Consider the following 22,196-nt stretch of genomic DNA (forward strand, 5'->3'; position numbering starts at 1 on the left):
CTTACTTAGTGTTGTTAAGTGACGATTGGGTGGACTCCCAATTAGAACGAATAAGCATTTCTAATTCGTCCACAACATCTTTTATATTTTCTTGCGCGCGCAATAAAGACTCGCGACTTGCTAAACTATCCGATGCTTTTTGATCAAATATGGTATTAAAAGACGATGAACTAGCCGTAATTGCCGAGCTGTGATTAATTGGATAGCTCATTACTTGGCGGCCAAACGCACTACGTACATCTTTAACAATATCGCGCTGTGAATGATTACCCTTAACGTAATTGGTCACTAAAAACTGCATAAAGTCCCAACCTTCATGACCAAGTGCCGCTACTGTGTGATAAATCTCACCTAAACGCTTTAAATATTTATTGTTAGCATCAAAATCTACAGCTTCTGGATGAACCGGAATAAGCATCGCTGTAGAGGCCATTAAAGCATTGTAAAACATAAAGTTAAGTGTAGGAGCGGTATCGATTAAAATAATATCAAATTCGTCTTTAACCGGCTCAATAACTTTTTCTAAAAGCTTATGATAATGACGTGTTTGTTCGTAATTAGAGGTGTCTTTTAAAAGTGTTGCTGTCTCGTGTTCAAAGTAAAAGTCATCCATACCTGAGGGTAAAACACGAATATTTGGAATATGCGTAGTCACAAAAGCACTAGAAACAAACTCTGGCCAGGTTTCGCCTTCGTCTAAATCAATACAATCACGCATTAAGTCGCCTACCGTAACAGGGTCGTGATCGTTAGAAGGGAAAAAGCTAGAAGACGAACCTTGAGGATCTAAATCAATAATACCAATACGATAACGTTTGATATTAGTCGTCGCCAACGCAGCAGCAATATTAACCATACTGGTTGTTTTACCACAGCCACCTTTAAGTGAATTAATAACAATAACTTGGAGTTTATCGTTAGCAGTGCGGTGATCTGGCTGAATATCCATGATATCGGCCATCGCAAAAATATTAACTAACGTGTACGCATAGTGCCCATTTGCACCACGCTTAATATTTAAATCATCAAAGTCACCATTGTCATGACGACGTTTTAAGGTACGATTATTACACCCTAATAAATCTGCTGCTGCTTTTTGGGTGTAAGTTCTTAATTCTTTTTCTTCTGATTTAAGATGAGCGCGATAGTGTTGTATGCGTCCTTTTAAAGATTTTTCAGCAACTTCGGCTGTTGCTTTTAAAAGCCGGTAAGTACTTAGCGCGTTATTATTGATAGACATACTTTCTTCCTCAAAGTTAGGCAGTTAGTATAATGTCCATTCAAATAGCTGTAAACAACTATTTAAGGCGACATGCATTTTAATAACAAGACATTTAAATATATTTTTACACGTTTAAGATTGCTTAGTATAAATAAAGAAGTTTAAAGGTGGTTAAATATATAAGGTAATAAAGGTTAAGCGTGTATAATAGCTATATAACTATATGATATTTATAAATAATATTAAAAAAAGCAGATCACCTTTATACTTGGTTAAGATCAGATCTTTATCTACATGCAGATCAGCTTTTTACTAAGCCTTATTTAAATATTAGAGTTATGCACAACTTACTCAATAAGTTATGTACAAAATGACTGTATGAGATCAGTTTTTTACTAAGTAAATTATAAAGTTATACACTTAAGCCTACGAAGAACAGGGCGTTTAATTGGTATAGATCTGATCTGTAGTAAGTACAGATCAGATCTATGCTAACTCGAAGTGCTGTTATCCACAGCAGGTATTTATTTTACTAACGTTTGTCGTGTAAAAAGTTTAAAAATAGCGCTTTTAATGGACAAAAAATAAATTGAGTTAGTAAAAATTTAGCTTGAGAAGCTTATCTTAGTAAAATAGTGATCTGAAATTAAGCTTATCACTCCCTACTTAGTATAATAATGATCCGTTACGTTTATTTATGCTCGGATCAGTTTTATACTAACTTAAACATTTAACTTTTGTTGCTTAATGTGTTGTTATTAGCTGTCGCAATAAAAAATGGAAATCAGAACAATGAGCCGAAAGGTCAACATCTCGGTAGATAACTTGCCCGATACACTTAGGGGCCAAATACACGGGGTGGAAAGTGCAATAGATAACGAAAGTTTAGCACTATTTACAGATAACAAAGATGTGCGAATTTCTATCGAAAATGCCGCTCATGGGTTACGTGCTTATTCAAACACGTTTAACCACTATGATTTATGGGGGCGTTTTGTACGTTCTGGGCATAAAAAATTGCCATTGGAAGAAGCACCTAAAAAAACAATTATTACGCGTAAAATATCCGAAAAAGTAGATGGTATTTTATATGACGGCGAAATAAAAATTACACCGGCCGTTGTAAGCACGCGTAAAGATGGCGAAGACGTAGAATATTTAGTGTGGCCATCGGATAGAGAAGAAAAAGTTGAGCGCGCGTTAATTCGACTTGCATCGAAAGGTAAAATCGTAAAAATCAATTTTAAGTCCGGTATTCAATATGCCGTGGTTTTTTCGATGAACGAATTAGCCCAAGAACTTAAAGCGGTTGGCCAATCAATGCCATACCCACAAATTAAAGAATCACTTGAAGCACTTCAAGGTTCTAAACTTTCATTTAAATACTCGGCTACTGATACTAAAAATACAGATATTGATGACTCTTTTTATGAGTCAAACATGAACTTTTTATCATCTCTTCATTTTAGTGGTAAAAAAGGCCAAGGCGGCAACGTTAAATGTGTTGCATGTTTAAATGCATTTGTTCATAACATGATTGATAACCTTGAATACAAAGGGTATTACTTTAACAGTGCGCAAGAGCTAAAACGTGGTTTATCGCGTTGGATGATGCTGCGTTTATACCACCTTTGGCGTTATGCCGCGCCTGGTAAAACGTATCATTTTAGATTGCTATCTATTATGGAAAAATACGGCTCTATTTATTCAACCGACGATATCACAGAAAACAAATTAAAAGCATTACGCCGTGATATGACCACAACAATGAAAGACTTGATTGAAAAAGGAGCTATTTCGGAATACAGCATTACTAATGTAAAAGATGATAAAACCGGTAATATTATTGATTACACCTATGAAATGCATCCTTCTGATCAGTTTTGTGATGAGATACTCACGCTCAACAAGCACAATAAGCGCATTGAGATTCAAGGTGGTAAACGAATTGTCGAAAACGCAGTTTTAATTGATGAAGATAAAATAGAAGAAATAGTCGAAAAATAACAACGGTTAAAATAATAGACTACTTACCAAAAAGGCCACACTATGTGGCCTTTTTAACATAATTAATTATCTACTTGTTCTAAGTAAAGTCTATCCACTAAAAAGTCATACTCTTTTTTTCTCGGGTGAGACTCTGTTTTTTGATAATCTGGCAAAGTACCTAACTTAACATCGGGCTGTGGGTTAATTAAAATAAACGGCAATGCAGCACTTACGTGATACCTATTTTCTGCGGTATACCTAACATTTACTTGGGGGCTCACTCGAGTAGGGCGGCGAATTCTTAACTTTTCTTTTTCACCTAAACTAGCTACTCGCATTTGCTCTTGTGCAACAAGAGACTGCCATTTTTGTTGGTCGATCATTCTTGGATTTCTATAACCTGCGGATTTGTCGAGCATTTCAAGCGCCATTTTTTTAGTTAGAGTTTTAGTGGCATGCTTATGCATCCAAGTAAATCGCACTGAAAAAGGGGACTCACTTTGAAAGTGAATTTTTCGATAAGCTGCAAGAGTGATTAAATTTGGAACCGCGTTATGAACAGCTTCAAATCGAGCATCGTTATTATCGATTGCCAAAACACACTCTTTAAAAGCAGCCTTAGCTTTATTAACTTGTTGTATTCGGCTAGTTAATGCTGCGACATCTGCATTTTTTAAAACCAAAAGCCCAGGATGACGCTTTAGTACTCTACTACTTAAACTTTCTTTTTTATAAATATCAGTAAATGAGTTTAAAATTGCCCTATGACCAATTTCGTCGGTTAATTTTTTTACAGGAATTGACTCGGGAATAATATTTTCATCAACACTATTTATATCTGGTAGCTGATAATACTCAGCTTTTGAATATTCACAGACACGTAATTCATCAATCAACAACGACGTTAATTCATTCATTAAATCAAACTGACTTCTTATTTGTACTTTAGAAACCATAACCACCTTAAGAACACATCTTACTTATTTAATTATTAAGTTTAACCTTTTGCTTTGGTTTTCTAAAGTTAATTTATTCTACAAAGGCTAAGATTACTCTTAAATTAGATTAAGTATGATGTGTTCTTTTGCGTTGTTTGCTTATGATAAGTGAGATTCGTTGCTTGAATATTTGCATATAACAGAAAGAACTAACGAACCCAGGCGTGATCAATACACTTATGTTTATTTAAGCATTTGTTGTAACGCAGGTAATTGCTAGGGCGGTTTATACTTTTATATATTATCTCTCTGTGTAAAATAGTTATTGAGCCTTTAGTTTAAGGCCAGCAATCAATTTTTTGGTTCGCCACTTTAGATAGTGTTGGGCGCTCATTGTATAATTGCTTATAAGTGATACTTGTAATACAGCGCTAGGCTCCTGTAAGGGGGAAGACTGCTCTGTGAAAATAAACTCTACTACAACTTAATATTTAAAGTAGTCGTTCATACTCACTGTTTTTAGTAGCCCTAATTAGAGTACTGGCATCGTCTAACAACCTGATCACAGTTGTACAGAATAAAGTGGACTTATTGCTATAGCCTTGCACAACCTCCGAGCCACATATCACACACTCAAAATAAATTCTAGTCACTTGGTTTATTTAATTAAATTACCACTGTAAAGTTAAGATTACATTTAACCCACTTTAAGTATGATGTGTTCCTAATGAAACTGTTAACTTTAAGCCTTTGAATTCAATTTGGTTTGGGATGGTTAAAAAAACGCCTTCATATATTTAACTTGTTGTATTTGAGTAAAAATAATAAAATTAAACCACGCGTAAAACTAAGCCTGAGCAGCCTTAAAATCACAAATAACCTTATATATATTTAACTCATAACAAATTAGTTGGTAAATAGTGAATATAGTCCTTGAACTTAGGGCCATGCATACGTTAATTTCTTTATATCAGGTAAAGTAGGAATGAGGAAAGAACATGCAATCGTGGAACCCAAATAGCTGGAGAGAACTGCCAATACTGCAGCAGCCACAGTACCCAGATCAAGAAGAACTGAAAACAGTAGAAAGCCAGTTAAAGAGTGCTCCGCCACTTGTTTTTGCAGAAGAAACAAGAAGCCTCTTTAAGCAATTAGAAGATGTATGTGAAGGTCGTGCATTTTTACTTCAAGGTGGCGACTGTGCCGAATCATTTAGCGACTTTAATGCCGCTAATATTCGCGATACATTTAAAACCATTTTACAAATGGCTGTAGTTTTAACATACGGCGGTAAATGCCCAGTTGTTAAAATTGCACGTATGGCAGGCCAATACGCTAAACCACGCTCTGCAGATTTAGAAACTATTGACGGTGTATCTTTACCATCTTACCGTGGTGATATTGTAAATAGCTTTGAGTTTACAGAAGAAGCACGTATTCCCGATCCACAACGTTTAATGAAGGCATACCACAACAGTGCTGCTACATTAAACTTACTTCGTGCATTTGCACAAGGTGGCTTAGCAGATTTACACCAAGTGAATCGCTGGAACATGGGCTTTGTAGCAGCTAATCCGCAAAAAGAACGATTCCAACAGCTTGCTGACAAAATTCAAGACGCACTTGAATTTATGGAAGTATGTGGCATTAATTCTACTATTGCGCCAAGCCTTAAAGAAACCGACTTATACACGTCTCACGAAGCGTTATTGCTAGGCTATGAAGAAGCACTAACTCGTCGCGATCACCTATCAGGTGACTGGTACGACTGTTCTGCGCACTTTGTGTGGATTGGTGAGCGTACGCGTCAATTAGACCATGCACACATTGAGTTTTTCAAAGGTATTAAAAACCCTATTGGTGTTAAAGTTGGCCCAGGAATGGACCCAGATGACCTAATTCGTTTAATTGATGCTGTAAACCCAGATAACATTCCGGGCCGTTTAACGCTAATTACACGTATGGGTGCCGACGTACTGCCAGAAAAACTTCCAGCACTTGTAAGACGCGTTCAGCAAGAAGGCCGTAAAGTTATTTGGAGCTCGGATCCAATGCACGGTAACACTGAAAAAGCGACATCAGGCTATAAAACGCGTAGCTTTGATAATATCATGCGCGAAATTAGCCAGTTTTTTGCTGTACACAAAGCAGAAGGTTCATACGCAGGTGGTATCCACTTAGAAATGACTGGCCAGCACGTTACAGAGTGTACCGGTGGTGCATACGGTTTATCTGATGATGACCTAGCGCAACGTTACAAAACACAATGTGACCCGCGTCTAAATGCAGACCAAGTATTAGAAGTAGGCTTTTTAGTAGCTGACTTATTAAAAGACGCTCGTAAATAATAAATAAAAAATTAAAGCCGCATATAGCGGCTTTTTTTAGCAAAACAGTAAATTAGTTGGTTAGTACTTACGTCGCTCGAGGTTACTGTCTATTAAGATTTTTGCAGATATTTCCTCTACAGAATGATGGGTAGAATTAAAGTATGCAATTTTATGTCGCTTATAAAGCATTTCAACTTCACGCACTTCAATTCGGCATTGTCTTATTGATGCGTATTTAGAATTTGCCATACGACGATGCCTAATTGCAGCCAAACGCTCAGGGTCAATAGTTAACCCAAATAACTTATGTTTGTAAGGGAGTAAACATTTAGGTAGTCCCTCACTCTCTAAGTCGTCTTCAGTTATTGGGTAATTTGCAGCCTTAATGCCGTACTGTAGGGCTAAGTACAAGCTTGTTGGTGTTTTACCGCTTCTGCTAACACCTACTAAAATAATATCGGCTTCAGAAAAGTTTTTAATATTTCCGCCATCATCATTCATAAGGGCATAGTTAACCGCATCTATTCTAAAGTCATAACTTTTTTCATGAATAGAGTGGGTACGATGCATTTTTGGCACTGGCGCAACATTAAGCTCTTTTTCTATTTTTTCACTGTAAGTAGACAAAAAATCATACGCGATTGCATCGGCCGATTTAATAATTTCACTTAAGTTGTGATTTACGAAGGTAAAGAATACAAATGGCTTCTCACCTTCTTTTGCAGCAGTTGCGTTTATTAACGCTTTAATTTCATTTGCTTTTTCTTCTGTTTCTACAAAAGGAATAGTTTTATGATTAAATTCAACCGGAAACAACGACAAAGTCGCGTGACCAAACACTTCGGAGGTAATAGCAGTGCCGTCTGATATATAAAAAGCAGTTCTCATAGTTAACCTTTTTATTACGTTTAATCCCTAAAATGGCTTACTCACGGTTTACGTGAGGTCTAATGCCAGTGTAGAATGAAGGTGACCTTTATAAAAGGTTTTCTTTCTTAACTCTCACAGTTACAACTACAATTTGTTTTTTGGAGAAAGACCCGTGCAAGAATACGTTCTCTGGTATCAAGAGCTTGGTATGCAAGATGTTCCTCGTGTTGGCGGCAAAAATGCCTCACTGGGTGAAATGATTTCAAACCTCGCTAACGCAGGTGTACAGGTTCCGGGTGGTTTTGCCACTACAGCCGACGCTTTCAATGAGTTTTTAGAGCAATCTGGACTCAATGCAAAAATTCACGACATTTTAGATACGCTTGATGTTGATGATGTAAATACACTCGCTAAAGTCGGTGCCGATATCCGTCAATGGATTATCGATACCCCATTCCAACCTAACCTAGACCAAGCCATTCGCGACGCATACAGCCAACTTCATGGCGATACATCAGCCGATGTATCATTTGCAGTACGCTCATCAGCCACCGCTGAAGATATGCCAGATGCATCATTCGCAGGCCAACAAGAAACCTTCCTTAACGTTCGTGGTATCGACTCAGTAATGGTCGCTATTAAACACGTATTTGCTTCTTTATTTAACGACCGCGCCATATCGTACCGTGTTCACCAAGGTTACGATCATCGTGGTGTTGCACTATCTGCTGGTATTCAGCGTATGGTACGTTCAGATAAATCAGCATCAGGCGTTATGTTTAGTATTGATACAGAGTCTGGTTTTGAAGACGTTGTATTTGTTACTTCAAGCTACGGTTTAGGTGAAATGGTTGTACAGGGCGCAGTAAACCCTGATGAATTTTATGTTCATAAACCAACATTACAAAAAGGGTTGCCATCAGTAGTACGTCGTAATATTGGCTCAAAAGCCATTCAAATGATTTACTCAACAGATGAGGCACACGGCAAACAAGTAGAAATTGTTGACGTAGAGCCAAGCCTTTCAAACAAATTTTCAATTACAGATGAAGAAGTGCAAGAACTTGCAAAACAAGCTGTAATAATCGAAAAGCACTACGGTCGTCCTATGGACATCGAATGGGCAAAAGACGGAAACGATGGCAAATTGTACATAGTCCAAGCGCGCCCAGAAACCGTTCGCTCAAACGAAGATGCCAATATTATGGAGCGTTTTCAATTAAATGGCACAAGCAATGTAATTGCTGAAGGCCGCGCAATTGGTCATAAAATTGGTAGTGGTGTTGTTCGTGTACTTGATTCAATTAAAGAAATGGACCAAGTACAAGAAGGCGACATTTTAGTTACCGACATGACCGACCCAGATTGGGAACCTATCATGAAGCGCGCCGCGGCTATTGTTACAAACCGTGGTGGGCGTACGTGTCACGCAGCAATCATTGCCCGTGAACTCGGTATTCCTGCGGTAGTTGGCTGTGGTAACGCAACCGATTTAATTAAAGCAGGCCAAGAAGTAACAGTATCATGTGCTGAAGGCGATACAGGTTACATCTACGAAGGTATTTTAGATTTTGAAATACTAACGTCGCGCGTTGATAAAATGCCAGAACTACCAATGAAAGTGATGATGAACGTAGGTAATCCAGACCGCGCGTTTGACTTTGCACGTTTACCACATGCAGGTGTTGGCCTTGCCCGTGTTGAATTTGTAATAAACCGCATGATTGGTGTTCACCCTAAAGCGCTATTAAATTTTGATGCACAATCACCTGCGTTACAAGCTGAAATTACCGACATTATTGCCGGATACGAATCGCCGGTAGAGTTTTATATCTCTAAATTAGTAGAAGGTATTTCAACGCTAGGCTGTGCCTTTGCACCAGAGCGTGTAATTGTGCGTATGTCTGATTTTAAATCAAACGAATATGCAAACTTAGTAGGTGGTGAGCAGTACGAACCTGAAGAAGAAAACCCAATGATTGGTTTTCGTGGTGCTGCACGTTATATCTCTGAAGACTTCCGTGATTGTTTTGCCCTTGAGTGTGAAGCAATTAAACGCGTAAGAAACACCATGGGTATGACCAACATTGAAATCATGATCCCATTCGTACGTACCCTTGAAGAGGGTAAACGTGTTATCGAATTACTAGAAGAGCATGGCCTTAAACGTGGTGAAAATGGTCTAAAAGTAATCATGATGTGCGAGCTTCCTTCAAATGCATTACTTGCCGATGAATTTTTAGAGATGTTCGATGGTTTTTCTATCGGCTCTAACGATTTAACTCAGCTAACACTTGGTCTTGACCGTGACTCAGGCCTAATCGCACATTTATTTGATGAGCGTAATCCTGCGATTAAAAAGCTACTTTCTATGGCAATTAAAACCGCTAAAGAAAAGGGCAAGTATGTAGGTATTTGTGGTCAAGGTCCTTCAGATCATGAAGACTTTGCAGCATGGTTAGTAGAGCAGGGCATTGATTCTGTTTCATTAAATCCAGATACAGTACTAGAAACATGGTTATACCTAGCAGACAAACTTGCTAAATAATCATCAGTATCCGTAACAAATAAAAATGCCAGCTATTAAGCTGGCATTTTTGTATGTGGCATAATTTAGCGTGCTAATTTTTTATCTAAATAATTACACGATTTAGTTAAGGCTTTTTGGCATAGTTTTAAATAATGCCTCGCTTTTGGGTAATAAAACGAAAAGCACAGTAACCCCGCCATAAAAAATATCAGGGAAGGGCCTGGCACCAGAGAGAAAAGCAACCCAAGCAAAATAAACAACACACCTATGATCTGTAATAGTAATTTTTTCATATAAACCTCTACACATTGGTTTAACTTGATTATAAATACAGAACCTCAAAATACGATAAAAAGAGTGTTACAAACTGTAAAATCTTCAATTTCTATTAGCCATCACCATGATATAATTACACAAATGCCTTAAATTATCGCCGTCATGATAGCCACAATTACACAGCAAGATGCAGCGACCGAGCTTGTCGCAAACTACTTAAGTACACTTAAAAATCAAGGGTTTAGTGGAGACACCGATGCAAGCTATGCAACGCGTTTAACCGCCTCTACCGATAACAGTATTTATCAGCAAATCCCACAAGGTGTTATTTTTCCAAAAACCGAAAAAGACATTCAACTGGCATTGCAAACAGCATCTCGCGACCCATTTTTATCGCTTACTTTTGGCCCTCGTGGTGGTGGTACAGGTACTAATGGGCAATCACTCACACCAGGAATAGTGGTTGATTTGTCTCGCTACATGCGCGAAATACTCGAAATTAACGTTGAAGAAGGTTGGGTTAGAGTACAAACAGGTGTAATTAAAGATCAATTAAACGACTTTTTAAAACCGTACGGCTTTTTCTTCTCACCCGACTTATCAACCAGTAACCGAGCAACCATTGGCGGAATGATCAGTACTGATGCATCAGGTCAAGGTTCATTAGTGTACGGTAAAACCAGCGACCATGTTTTAGGACTTACTACCTATTTAGTCGATGGCAGCCCAATGGTGACATCACCAATAGACATAGAAAAAGCCAAAGTAATAGCCGAGCAAGAATCATTAATCGGTAGCCTATACAAAACAGTATTGGAAATTTCTTTAAATGAGCGCCAAGCTATTTTAGATAAGTTTCCTCGCTTAAATCGCTTTTTAACCGGCTACGACCTAGAGCATGTGCTAAGTGATGACTTACAAACTTTTGATATGAGTAGGCTAATTACCGGATCAGAAGGCTCACTAGGTATAGTTACTGAAGCTAAATTAAACTTAACTCCCATAGCCAAATTTAAAACACTGATAAATATTAAATACGACAGTTTTGATTCGGCACTTCGCCACTCTCCCTTTTTAGTTGATGCGCGTGCAACATCGGTAGAAACAGTCGATAGCAAAGTATTAAACCTGGCTCGCGAAGATATTATTTGGCATTCAGTATCGGACTTAATAACCGATGTACCAAATAAAGATATGCAAGGACTCAACATGGTTGAGTTTAATGCAGTATCACCTGAAGATATAAAAGACAAAGTAAACACACTTTGCACATTATTGGACGAGTGCGTAGCCAATCAAACCAATGGTGTTATTGGCTATCAATTAACCAGCAGTAAAAGTGACATTTTAAAAATTTATGCAATGCGTAAAAAATCTGTCGGGTTACTCGGTAATGTTAAAGGCAGCCAAAAGCCATTGGCCTTTGCTGAAGATACAGCCGTACCGCCAGAAAACTTAGCCGACTACATTGTAGAATTTAGAGCATTACTCGATAGCCATAATTTACAATACGGTATGTTCGGCCATGTTGATGCGGGTGTTTTACATGTACGCCCGGCGCTAGATATGTGCGACCCAGAACAAGAAAAACTGCTTCGTAAAATTTCAGACGAAGTTGTAAAACTCACCGCTAAATACGGCGGCTTAATGTGGGGCGAACATGGTAAAGGTTACCGAAGTGAATACGGCCCTGAGTTTTTTGGCGAGCATTTATTTAAACAACTACGTAAAATAAAAACAGCGTTCGACCCTAATAACAGAATAAACCCTGGGAAAATATGCACTCCCATAGAAAGTGAGGACTCACTAGTTAGTGTAGATGGGCAAAAACGTTCGTACTTCGATAAGCAAATTTCTATCGATGTAAAAACAAGTTTTAACAATGCAATGACCTGTAATGGTAACGGCATTTGTTTTAACTACGACGAAAATTCTCCCATGTGTCCTTCATATAAAGTAACCGGCGATCGCAAGCATTCGCCAAAAGGCCGCGCAACATTAATGCGAGAATGGTTACGACTTCAAGAGTCTAAAAATGTAGATTTGCTCGAAGTAGAAAAAGAGCTTAACAAAGGCGAAGTTATTACCTGGTGGGAGCGTTTTGTTCATAGCCGTGAAAAAAATAAAGGTGTTTACGATTTTTCTCACGAAGTAAAAGAGTCAATGGATGAATGTTTAGCGTGTAAAGCGTGTACAACATCTTGCCCAATAAAAGTGGATGTACCTACTTTTAGAGCACGCTTTTTAAATTATTATCACAGTTATTACGCGCGCCCACTTAAAGATTATTTAGTCGCAAACATAGAAAGTTCGGCGCCTGTAATGTCTAAATTTGCACGTGTGATCAACCCAATTGTTAAAACAAACTTAGTAAGTAGTTTAATTAAAAAAACAGTAGGGTATGTAGATACACCCCAATTAAGTGTGCCTTCACTTGAAAAACGCGTAGCAAAAGCACATAAATTTGATTTTGAATTATTAAATTCACTTTCAAGTGATGAACAAAATGACTATGTGCTAATAGTGCAAGACCCGTTTACCAGCTTTTACGAAGCCGAGTTAGTGCAAAGTTTTATAACACTTATCACCGCGCTGGGTAAAAAGCCGATGCTATTACCGTTTAAACCTAATGGTAAAGCCCAACACGTAAAAGGGTTTTTGCATGAGTTTAAAGTAACCGCAAAAAATTGCGCAGAGTTTTTAAATAAACTCGCTGATATTAATTCGCCTTTGGTTGGTTTAGATGCATCGTTAGTTATGTGTTATCGCGATGAATACAAAACCATTTTAGAAAATAATCGCGGCGAGTTTCATGTTCAACTTGCCCATGAATGGTTACAAACTCAATCGTTTAAATCTCTATCGGCTAAACAAAAAACTGATACTGAATTTACATTACTGAGCCACTGTACAGAAACAACCGCTTTACCAAAAGCGGCAAGTGTATGGAAAACAATTTTTACTGATATTGGTTTAACCCTAAATACAACCAATACCGGGTGTTGTGGCATGGCCGGTACTTATGGCCATGAAGCACAAAACCAAGAAAATTCCCGTGCACTGTACGAAATGAGTTGGAAACCAATAGTAGATAAAAATATACCAGAGCAACTTTTATCTACCGGTTTTTCGTGCCGCAGCCAAGTAAAACGCTTTGAGCAATTTAAACCAAAGCACCCAATAGAATTGCTCGCACAGGTACTTAGCTAGTAAAAGTTAAAAATAGAAAAGGCGTAACTTAAAAATAAGTTACGCCTTTTTATTAATACAAATTTGCTTCATCAAGTGATCTATTTTAAGGCTAAAAGTCGTGTTCATAGTAAAACAATAAACTCGTTAATTTTTATAAACGCTATTTAGATTTTTTAACGAAGCTATCTGCAATTGGCTTTGTACTTATACCGTGTATAAATACGCTAAATAAAATAGTGGTCATTGCAATAGTGGCAATATCGTATTTATTTTCTATTTGCGTGTCTATTACCATTAAAGTAAAAACAATAGATGCCAAACCACGTGGCCCAAACCATGCAAAAGTAAAACGTTCCTTCCAATTAAGTGCTGTAAATTGCAACGATAACATAACCGGAATTATTCTAATTAATGTAGTGCTTAGTAAGGCATACACAATTATATTAGTATTTAATTTGGGGATTACTAAATACGCACAAACAAATCCAAATAAACACCAAATCATTAACGATGTAAAATCAGCAATGTGCTCTGAATCCTCTATTAGCTCAGCGCGAATATCAGTTTTAGAAAATTTATCAAATAACAAACCCGCAATAAACACCGCTATAAACCCGCTGCCATGAAAATATTGTGTGATAGAAAACACCGCCATCGCAAAACCTAAAAGTAAAAATGGGCTGGTGCTTTTTGCAAAGTAATGGCGCTGCATTGCAAAATTTAAAGCCGGTATAAATATCGCTATAGAAAGACCAGCAATCAATAATGCTAAGCCAAGCTCTCTTGAAAACACACCTAATGTATGTGAAGCAGTAATAGCAGAGTCAGGGTTTTTAGCTAATAAAATAAATATTAAAAATACGGGTACACATAAGCCATCGTTTAATCCACTTTCGGTATTTATACCTTCTCTAATTTTTTCGGGCACTTGTGTACTTTGCAATAACCCTTTACTCAAAGCGGCATCGGTTGGTGTAAGTATAATTGCCAGCAGTGCCGATTGAATTAACGACAACTCAGCAAATAAAAATAAGCTAACACCAATACCGCACAATAAAGTTAAGGGTAGGGCAACAAATAGTAATAGGCTAGGGTATTGAAAACTATGCCTCAATACACCTAACTTAGATTTAGCCGCATCAGAAAATAAAAATATACTTAGCGTTAGCTCTATCAGTGGTAATAAATAATCTATTCCTGTTTTTAATTTTTCGCCTTCATTAGGAAGTAAAAACGCCAAAAACATGCCGCCAATAACAAAAAACATAGGGCCTGTTATTTCTGTGCGCTCTAACTGCCTTATTGAAATTGAATAAACTAAAAATAAAAAACCAATAAATGCTATTACTAAGTATTCCATTAAATTTTCCTTTTAACGCCTGATTTTGCTCGCTCTTTAATATTTGTTTGAATGTAAATTTGATCGGTTGTCGCAATTTTAGAATGGCCTAAATCTTCCGATAAATGTTTTAGCGGGCGAGTTTGCGCATCATGTGTTGCACCCGTGTGACGAAGCCAATGGGCAGTGGCCGCTTCAAGTTGTTCTGCATCATCTTTAAACCCGTCATCAAGTAACGATTGCTGAGCTAAATCAAAACTTTGCTGCACTAAACGTCTAATTTGCCTAACGGTCATTCCACCTTGGCCACGAATTTTATGCACTAATGGCTCAGATTCATCAACGCGTGGTAGGGCGGGTAACCCTCTGTATAATCGGTAACGTTTTAAATACTCAACAAAATCATCACTTAACGTAACATCTCGCAGCTTATTACCTTTGCCCATAATACGTAAAAACCAAAAGCCGTCATTATCTTGCCAAAAGTGTGACATAACTGGCGACCACTGCGGGCGCTCTGATAATTCTGATATACGTAAATATAGCCCTTTTAAACACGCGAGCGTAAACAGGTTACGTTCAAGCTCTGGTTTTTTTTCACATAAATCACGTGTTACGCCAAATACATATTCCCATTGTATGTCACTTAAGGTGTCTGGGATCTGAATTTGAGATTGAACTACTAAATAGGGGCTATTTTTTTTCACTACAGGCACAAAGTTAGCAAACGTTTTTTCTTCTAAAATAGAAAACTTATAAAATACATTTAGCGCAGTAAACATAGCCGCTAATGTTTGCTGGCTCGCAATTGACTCTTTTAATATAAAAGGGCGCCAATTTTGATTTAATCGACGAATGCCTTGTTCATCTTTGTAACGCCATTGCACCGAAGTTGATGCCCATTTTTTATCTGGCTCAGCCATAAAATCAACATACGCTTCAATGTCTTCGCGCTTTAAACTAAATACAGATTTTTCGGCAATTAGCCAAGACCACAAATAAAATCGTTCAAGCTCATTACGAAAACGATTAAATGTTGCCTCAGATTTTCGGCCGTACACATATAAAAATTGGTATAAAAATTTAAGATCGTCCTTTGATTCAGTTACAGTCAAGCCAACTTGCTGTATAAAGGATGCAAGTTCTGGGTATTCTGAGTTTAGAGTACCGTCGTCAAGATGAGCAATTTGGTATCTTAATTGTTTTAACGTATCAACTAAAGCGACAAGCATAATGTATAAATATTCAATAAAATAATAGACTTACAGCTTAACGTTAAAGTCCGATACTGTCTAGTATTGGACATAGTGAAAGTGTATTTATTTATACATAGTTGTGTATTGGTATAAATCTTATTAAGGAAAGTTTTATGAAAAAATTTATAGTGTTAGGCCTACTTACAATAAGTGTATTACTAACAGGTTGCGCTACTACAGGTAGTGCTTCGCCTAGCGAAAAGCGCGCTTTAGTACAAAGCATGAAAAACAATACCCTCGACAAATTATATGCACAAAAACCCGATGTTAAAAAACAAATTGCCAATTCTGCCGGTTACGCCGTATTTGATAACGCAAACGTAAATGTCGTTTTAGCTAGTTTTGGTGGCGGGTACGGTGTAGTAAAAAATAACTTAACGGGTAAATCAACCTACATGAATATGGGTGAAGCCGGTTTAGGGCTTGGTTTAGGCGTTAAAGATTTTAACGTTGTTATGGTTTTTCATAACCAAGCGGCAGTAAATAGATTTATTGAACACGGTTGGGCCTTCGGCGGAAACGCAGATGCAGCAGCAAAATACGAAGATAAAGGTGGAGCACTGGTTGCAGAAGCCATTGCCGACCAAGTTACCGTATATTCTTTAACCGAAAATGGCCTTGCACTTCAAGCAGTACTAAAAGGCACTAAATTTTGGGTAGATTCTGAGCTAAATTAACACCTAATTACTCTCCTAAAAGCGGGCTGGTTTGTATAATCACGCTCGCTTTCTTATAAACCAGTCAATTTAACATAACGTAATTTATGAGCCATGATTGATAAGTTGTAAATTCTTTTACAACGTTGTATATTTTTAATACTGTTAATTATTTAAAGGAATAAAAAGTGACTACTTTCAAAATATTGATGTTTTTCATATTTTTCACCCTATCCATAAGTAATGCGTTTGCAAATAGTTCAACATCTTCATATTTAAAAAATGAAATCAATGAAGCCCATAAAGCTTATTTGTTTAATGATACTGCCACCGGTTTATATGCATTAAACTCACTAGCTCGTTTATTAAAGTATATTGGCCCAGATGAACTTTCAATTGAAGGAACAAACTTAAACCTTGCTTTAACTTACTTCCGAATTGGACTATTACATGAAAAAAATGGTGATGAACTACTTAAAGATAAATATTTTTCACAAGCAATAGTTTTAGTTCCAAATTCAGAGGAAATTCTAACTAATGACTTTCGCTCTCTAGTTAATAAACTTGATAAAAATTTTAGTGAATAAAATTTTTTATAGGTAAGAATTAGTCGATACTAAAAATTTTTTCATAGAAATGAAACCGTGAAATTTTATTTCACAAAATCGTTATATAAATAATAAAGCTAGTTATTTAGGTACTAATAATTAGCTTTTTTAATTAAAAATTACACCATATCTTATGACGCTTATCTATATTAGTGGAGCAATACATTAGCAATGAAATTAAGCTCAAACTATTTTTTGAAAATGATTATTTTATAAAATTTTATTTATTAGATTGGATTTATTTCCCTATCGAATCTGCCTTTACTTTCAAACACTCCTAACTTATTGTTATTTCTAAGGCATACATTTATTTAACCATTTTCTTATCAAATGCTTCAGCCAACTTTTCAGTTTCACTAAAAACGGTATTCCAATATTTAATACGTGTGTCTGCATCAAGATCGGTAAAGTCATTTCTGTCTGGAATTTTTCCGTAAGGTAAGCCGGCTATAAATTCTTTTGATGGGGAGATCATCACCACGTTATCGTAATTTTGTGGTGCTACTTTACGTTTTAAATTTTTATCAAACCACCCTGCTTTTGGCTCGCTATTAAAATGGGGATATAAAATTAAGCCTGGGTTATTAATTTTTAAATCAAAGTGGTAGTCAATTATTCCGCCATCGCGATAAATGCCGGGTGGCGAACCTGCAATATTTTTTATGCCTTGCATAACAAGGGGTATAGAGCCCGATGCGAGTAAGGCATCTTTTAAATTTGTTTGGCTAAGTGGTATGTTTTGGGTTTTAAAATTATAACTGTCGGTTATTGATAAATTGCTGTCTGGCGCGCCAAAAATAAATCTCTCGTACTGCGAGCCTAATAATTTTCGGTTAACCCGATTAAGCATATAGCTTTTTGATAAACCTAAAAGCTGTATTAATTTATTTTCACTCGCAATAAAGCCATTCGATTTTGCCACTATAAAATGCGCTTTAAAAATAGGATTATTTAAGATTTCGGTTACGCCATGATCCCCAAATACATCATCTAATAATGCGCGGGCTTTTAATGTAATTTCAGCAGGTGTTGGTTTATTACTAGAATAGCGCGTTTGCGAATACGATTTTGCTAAACGCTCAATGGCAGCAACGGGGTCGTTTTGTGCAAAACAGGCTGATCGAAATGCGCCAGCAGATGAACCAATTAAGTTAAGTGGTTGGGTTCGGTTTTTAAAAAATTCACCAAAAATATATTTGTCTAAGCCAAATAATGTAAACCATTTAGGCCCGCCACTTGCCCCTAAAAAAGAGGTAAATAACTCGGGTTTAAAGCCCTGTTCATTAATAATTTTTGCTGCGGTTTTACCTGCGTGAATGTCGATCATTAAATCAATTTACCTTGTTATTCTTATATTTTAGTGCTGTTCACACAATCTAATTTTGAATAATTATGCAAAATTAAAAAGCGATTTTATGTTGCCATAAAACCGCTTTTTATCGTTAAAATTGCTTAAAATACGGGAATCAATCCCAAATGCCGCTTTCGCATTTACCCTGTACTTTTACGTCTTTTACTTTAAATTCGGGCTCTATGCCTTTTTCTCTTTGTGTGTTGTAGTCGCAATTAACAGACAAAATAGTCGGTGTGAGCAATATAATAGCGATTACGTTAACCACTGTCATTAACCCTAATGCTATATCGGCTAAATCCCAGACTTCTTTTAGAGATGCCGATGCGCCCCACAGCATCATTGATAAATAAAGTAATGTATAAATTGTGCGCCCTACTTTGTTATCGAGCTTAAATAAATGCAGGTTACTTTCGGCATAAGCATAGTTGGCCACTACCGAGGTAAAAGCAAATAAGGTTATGGCTGCCGCAACAAAATACACACCACCTTGTGCTAAATGTGCGGTCATGGCGCTTTGGGTTAAACGTATGCCTTCCATTTCGCCGCTTATATCTACATCGGCTAATAAAATAACTACCGCGGTACAGCTACAAAGTACAATTGTATCGAAAAAAACGCCAAGCATTTGTATATACCCTTGTGTAACTGGGTGATTAGGCATTGGGCTTGCGCTTGCTGCAGCATGCGGCACACTACCTGCGCCGGCTTCGTTAGAATATAATCCGCGTTGTATACCGTTTTTAATGGCAGCGCCCATTGCTCCTGCGCCGGCTTCTTGTAAACCAAACGCTGATAAAAACACATCTTTAAGCATGGCAGGCACTTGCGGTAAATTCATAATCGTAATAATAACCGCCGCGGCTACAAATAATATGCCCATTAGTGGCACTACTCGCTCGGCAAAGCGGGCAATGGCTTTAAAGCCACCTAATATAATTGAGCCTGCTAATACGGTAATAACTAATCCAGAATAAAAGGTAGGTACTTGAAAAGCATAGTTAAGGGCGTCGGTTATGGTATTGGTTTGCATAGCACTAAAAGTAAAGCCATAACCTAAAAATAAACACGCGGCAAACACAATAGCAAAGGCACGGCTGCCCAAACCTTGTTGAATATAATAGGCGGGGCCGCCTCTAAATTCGCCACTACTATCGCGTACTTTATACACTTGCCCTAATACACTTTCGGCAAAGCCGGTTGCCATGCCTAGTATGGCTATAACCCACATCCAAAATATGGCGCCGCTTCCGCCTAGTGAAATTGCAACAGCGACCCCGGCTAAATTACCTGTACCTACCCGGGCACACAGGCCAGTACACAATGCTTGAAATGATGAAATGTCGTCTTTTTTACACTTGCTACTGCCTTTTAACAGGCTAAACATGTGTTTAAATTTTACTATTTGAATTGCTTTTAAACGTACCGAAAACCAAATACCTGCAAACAGTAGTATGTAGATTAGTATTTGGCCTTCTCCCCATAATAGGCCATTTACACTTTTTACTACGGTATCGAACATGGGCTAATCCTTTTGTATTTATTATGTTTTTACTCAGCGCGTAGTTGAGTAATTGGCATTTAATAATGCATGTTAGCCATAGATTAAGGCAGCTAAGCTGCCTTAGTATGTTGACTTAGTGGTAGGTTATTTACTTTGCAGGTGTATGCCAGCAATCATGCATCTAACCGAACCTCCCGCCGACTCTATGGTTGGTATAGGTAACGGAACAAGTTTAGCTGTTTTTTGTATTGCTGCTTTTTGCTCGGTTGTAAGTGCATTAAACGCCGTTTGTGAGAGTGCTAAAATACGACCATTTGTACCTTGTAACTCTATTGCGTTGCCGCAAAAGCTACTTATTTGCTCATTAGATAAGTTTATTACTTCTAAATGGCTTTGTATAAAATGGCTAGTTAATTGTTTGTGCTGACTATTTGGCACCATATTTAAGCTGATCATGGCAAACTCTGTGGCTACACACATTAATACATTAGTATGATAAACCGCAGTGCCTTGCTCATCGTAGGCGTTAAATACAACAGGTTTTAGCTTTAATTGCTCGCACACTGTATTAACCACGGTTTTAGTAGTGCGCTTAGATTCTACTGCATAAGCAAGCTTATGGGGGTGGTCAATAACAAGCGATCCTGTGCCTTCTAAAAATGCATTTTCTTTCGCTAAAAATGAATAATCAGTCACAGACAACACTTTATAGTGATTAGTCAAAAAATCAATAATATCTTTTCGATATTCTAACCTTCTGTTTTCTGCGTACATTGGGTACATAACTAGCTCGCCACTTTGATGGGTAGAAAACCAATTATTTGGAAATACAGAGTCGGGCGTGTGTGTATGTTCGTCTTCAAAAAGATGAACCGTTACGCCCTCGTTTTGTAATAATTTAACCGCATTAGTGACTTCGTCAAAGGCAAGCTGACTCTGATTTTGTGAGTTACAGGTACTTTGAAACGTGTTGTCTAACATGGTTTGTGGGTTAGATGTAAAGTGATGCGGGCGCACCATCACCACCGCTGTCGGTGCTTGCTTTATGTGGCTCATGCGACTTGCTCTTGCTTATGTGTTTTAGATGTTTGTGTACTATTAAGTACCGAAAATAAATTACGTGGATCGGCTTGTTGTGTAATTAAATCAAGTAGTTCAAACTCACCCGCAGCCACCAGCGCATCTTTAATATACACCAGCGCGGTAAAGTCTTCGCTTGCAAAGCCTACCCCATCAAAAATAGTAAGCTCGTTGTTACTTGTACGCCCAGGTGTTTGTTTATTAATTACTTTATGAAACTCTGTTACGGCAAAGGTTTCGCTCATTTGCTGTATTTCGCCCTCTATTCTGGTTTGCGGCTCGTACTCTACAAACACATTTGCGCGCGTTAATAATTGTGAATCAAGCTCTGTTTTACCAGGGCAATCGCCACCAATGGCATTTAAATGCACGCCTTGGGGGATCATATCGCTGGTTAAAATAGTGGCATTTTTTTTATCGGCTGTGCAGGTGGTAATAATGTGCGCGCCTTGTACGGCCTCTTCTGCGCTATTGCATAGAGTTACATTTAAGCCGTAACCACTTAAGTTGTTGTAGGCTTTTTGTGAGGCGTTTTTATCAATATCGTATAAACGAATGTGAGTAATGCCTAATACGGCTTTAAAAGCTAATGCCTGAAACTCAGACTGTGCACCATTACCAATTAATGTAAGTGTTGTTGAGTGCTTAGGCGCTAAATACTTTGCTACAAGCGCCGATGTAGCCGCAGTGCGTAAGGCTGTTAGTAAGCACATTTCGCTGATCATGACCGGATAGCCGCTATCAACATCCGACAAAATACCAAATGCGGCCACGGTTTGAAGTTCCTTAAAGGTGTTTTTTGGATGACCATTTACATATTTACAGCTAAACATTTTACCGTCGCTTACGGGCATAAGCTCTATTACGCCATCAGGAGAGTGCGCCGCATAACGTGGCGATTTATCAAATTCGTCCCAGCGAGCAAAGTCGTGTTCTAATCTTTGAGTAAGCTCAAGCAATACGTTTTCTATTCCGACTTTATTTATAAGTTTGGCCATTGCCTGTACGCTAACGAATGGAACACCTTGTTTAGGTTGTGCGATAAAATGACTCAT

The 22,196-nt window shown here is 37.7% G+C and carries 16 protein-coding genes; 6 read left to right on the plus strand and 10 right to left on the minus strand.

Features of this window, described 5'->3' with window-relative positions; genetic code table 11:
* Position 1: 1 nt before the first annotated feature.
* Entirely contained in the window at positions 2-1,240 is a 1,239-nt protein-coding gene (locus tag PSH41_RS05445) for an AAA family ATPase (RefSeq protein WP_004586301.1), read from the minus strand.
* Positions 1,241-2,014: 774 nt separating this feature from the next.
* Here PSH41_RS05445 and PSH41_RS05450 point away from each other — a divergent pair.
* A complete protein-coding gene (locus PSH41_RS05450; RefSeq protein WP_004586302.1) occupies positions 2,015-3,229 on the plus strand; it encodes a hypothetical protein in 1,215 nt (404 codons plus the stop codon).
* A 62-nt stretch (positions 3,230-3,291) separates the two neighbouring features.
* Here PSH41_RS05450 and PSH41_RS05455 read toward each other — a convergent pair whose 3' ends face one another.
* Positions 3,292-4,167, minus strand: coding sequence for a DNA replication terminus site-binding protein (locus PSH41_RS05455; protein ID WP_273588535.1), 876 nt, complete (start codon positions 4,165-4,167; stop codon positions 3,292-3,294).
* Positions 4,168-5,147: 980 nt separating this feature from the next.
* Between PSH41_RS05455 and PSH41_RS05460 the strand changes: the two genes are divergently transcribed.
* Entirely contained in the window at positions 5,148-6,497 is a 1,350-nt protein-coding gene (locus tag PSH41_RS05460) for a class II 3-deoxy-7-phosphoheptulonate synthase (RefSeq protein WP_024032363.1), read from the plus strand.
* Positions 6,498-6,557: 60 nt separating this feature from the next.
* Here PSH41_RS05460 and ppsR read toward each other — a convergent pair whose 3' ends face one another.
* Positions 6,558-7,367 carry a posphoenolpyruvate synthetase regulatory kinase/phosphorylase PpsR gene (gene ppsR / locus PSH41_RS05465; RefSeq protein ID WP_004586305.1) on the minus strand — a complete coding sequence of 270 codons (810 nt, stop codon included), beginning with the start codon at positions 7,365-7,367 and terminating at the stop codon, positions 6,558-6,560.
* A 154-nt stretch (positions 7,368-7,521) separates the two neighbouring features.
* Between ppsR and ppsA the strand changes: the two genes are divergently transcribed.
* Positions 7,522-9,897, plus strand: coding sequence for a phosphoenolpyruvate synthase (gene ppsA / locus PSH41_RS05470; protein WP_054981983.1), 2,376 nt, complete (start codon positions 7,522-7,524; stop codon positions 9,895-9,897).
* Between the two features lie 65 nt (positions 9,898-9,962).
* Here ppsA and PSH41_RS05475 read toward each other — a convergent pair whose 3' ends face one another.
* Positions 9,963-10,172 (minus strand): PGPGW domain-containing protein, encoded by a 210-nt coding sequence (locus tag PSH41_RS05475; RefSeq protein WP_273588534.1) that lies wholly within the window; start codon positions 10,170-10,172, stop codon positions 9,963-9,965.
* Between the two features lie 145 nt (positions 10,173-10,317).
* Between PSH41_RS05475 and ydiJ the strand changes: the two genes are divergently transcribed.
* Positions 10,318-13,365 carry a D-2-hydroxyglutarate dehydrogenase YdiJ gene (ydiJ, locus tag PSH41_RS05480; protein WP_273588533.1) on the plus strand — a complete coding sequence of 1,016 codons (3,048 nt, stop codon included), beginning with the start codon at positions 10,318-10,320 and terminating at the stop codon, positions 13,363-13,365.
* A 142-nt stretch (positions 13,366-13,507) separates the two neighbouring features.
* Here ydiJ and PSH41_RS05485 read toward each other — a convergent pair whose 3' ends face one another.
* The gene (locus PSH41_RS05485; protein WP_273588532.1) at positions 13,508-14,707 is read right to left on the minus strand and encodes a cation:proton antiporter; all 1,200 of its coding nucleotides are present in this window, start codon (positions 14,705-14,707) and stop codon (positions 13,508-13,510) included.
* The gene (locus tag PSH41_RS05490) at positions 14,707-15,918 is read right to left on the minus strand and encodes a tyrosine-type recombinase/integrase (RefSeq protein WP_054981980.1); all 1,212 of its coding nucleotides are present in this window, start codon (positions 15,916-15,918) and stop codon (positions 14,707-14,709) included. The genes PSH41_RS05485 and PSH41_RS05490 overlap by 1 nt, the downstream gene beginning before the upstream one ends.
* Before the next feature lie 137 nt (positions 15,919-16,055).
* Here PSH41_RS05490 and PSH41_RS05495 point away from each other — a divergent pair, with 137 nt between their 5' ends.
* Together PSH41_RS05495 and PSH41_RS05500 are read left to right on the plus strand one after the other, a co-directional pair.
* Positions 16,056-16,619, plus strand: a complete 564-nt coding sequence (locus tag PSH41_RS05495; RefSeq protein WP_055019010.1) for a YSC84-related protein — start codon at positions 16,056-16,058, stop codon at positions 16,617-16,619.
* A gap of 167 nt (positions 16,620-16,786) precedes the next feature.
* Positions 16,787-17,185, plus strand: coding sequence for a hypothetical protein (locus PSH41_RS05500; protein WP_138684845.1), 399 nt, complete (start codon positions 16,787-16,789; stop codon positions 17,183-17,185).
* A 328-nt stretch (positions 17,186-17,513) separates the two neighbouring features.
* Here PSH41_RS05500 and PSH41_RS05505 read toward each other — a convergent pair whose 3' ends face one another.
* From PSH41_RS05505 to PSH41_RS05520, 4 genes are all read right to left on the minus strand, one after another.
* Entirely contained in the window at positions 17,514-18,533 is a 1,020-nt protein-coding gene (locus PSH41_RS05505; RefSeq protein ID WP_273588531.1) for a patatin-like phospholipase family protein, read from the minus strand.
* Positions 18,534-18,672: 139 nt separating this feature from the next.
* Positions 18,673-20,079, minus strand: a complete 1,407-nt coding sequence (locus PSH41_RS05510; RefSeq protein ID WP_273588530.1) for an alanine/glycine:cation symporter family protein — start codon at positions 20,077-20,079, stop codon at positions 18,673-18,675.
* Between the two features lie 126 nt (positions 20,080-20,205).
* On the minus strand, positions 20,206-21,117 hold the full coding sequence (ctlX, locus tag PSH41_RS05515; protein WP_004586318.1) for a citrulline utilization hydrolase CtlX: 912 nt from the start codon (positions 21,115-21,117) through the stop codon (positions 20,206-20,208).
* Positions 21,114-22,196 carry an ornithine cyclodeaminase gene (locus tag PSH41_RS05520; protein WP_273588529.1) on the minus strand — a complete coding sequence of 361 codons (1,083 nt, stop codon included), beginning with the start codon at positions 22,194-22,196 and terminating at the stop codon, positions 21,114-21,116. Before PSH41_RS05520 ends, ctlX begins: the two co-directional genes overlap by 4 nt.

Origin of the sequence: Pseudoalteromonas sp. CST2, assembly GCF_028599385.1 — a bacterium.
Taxonomy (GTDB): Bacteria; Pseudomonadota; Gammaproteobacteria; order Enterobacterales; family Alteromonadaceae; genus Pseudoalteromonas; species Pseudoalteromonas atlantica.

Bases quoted from the DNA above. Each gene is read 5' to 3' on its own strand.
- PSH41_RS05460 (WP_024032363.1), top strand. From the start codon at position 5,148: ATGCAATCGTGGAACCCAAATAGCTGGAGAGAACTGCCAATACTGCAG.
- PSH41_RS05485 (WP_273588532.1), bottom strand. From the start codon at position 14,707: ATGGAATACTTAGTAATAGCATTTATTGGTTTTTTATTTTTAGTTTAT.
- PSH41_RS05450 (WP_004586302.1), top strand. From the start codon at position 2,015: ATGAGCCGAAAGGTCAACATCTCGGTAGATAACTTGCCCGATACACTT.
- PSH41_RS05510 (WP_273588530.1), bottom strand. From the start codon at position 20,079: ATGTTCGATACCGTAGTAAAAAGTGTAAATGGCCTATTATGGGGAGAA.
- ydiJ (WP_273588533.1), top strand. From the start codon at position 10,318: ATGATAGCCACAATTACACAGCAAGATGCAGCGACCGAGCTTGTCGCA.
- PSH41_RS05495 (WP_055019010.1), top strand. From the start codon at position 16,056: ATGAAAAAATTTATAGTGTTAGGCCTACTTACAATAAGTGTATTACTA.
- PSH41_RS05455 (WP_273588535.1), bottom strand. From the start codon at position 4,167: ATGGTTTCTAAAGTACAAATAAGAAGTCAGTTTGATTTAATGAATGAA.
- ctlX (WP_004586318.1), bottom strand. From the start codon at position 21,117: ATGAGCCACATAAAGCAAGCACCGACAGCGGTGGTGATGGTGCGCCCG.
- PSH41_RS05475 (WP_273588534.1), bottom strand. From the start codon at position 10,172: ATGAAAAAATTACTATTACAGATCATAGGTGTGTTGTTTATTTTGCTT.
- ppsR (WP_004586305.1), bottom strand. From the start codon at position 7,367: ATGAGAACTGCTTTTTATATATCAGACGGCACTGCTATTACCTCCGAA.
- PSH41_RS05490 (WP_054981980.1), bottom strand. From the start codon at position 15,918: ATGCTTGTCGCTTTAGTTGATACGTTAAAACAATTAAGATACCAAATT.
- PSH41_RS05520 (WP_273588529.1), bottom strand. From the start codon at position 22,196: ATGAGTCATTTTATCGCACAACCTAAACAAGGTGTTCCATTCGTTAGC.
- PSH41_RS05505 (WP_273588531.1), bottom strand. From the start codon at position 18,533: ATGATCGACATTCACGCAGGTAAAACCGCAGCAAAAATTATTAATGAA.
- PSH41_RS05445 (WP_004586301.1), bottom strand. From the start codon at position 1,240: ATGTCTATCAATAATAACGCGCTAAGTACTTACCGGCTTTTAAAAGCA.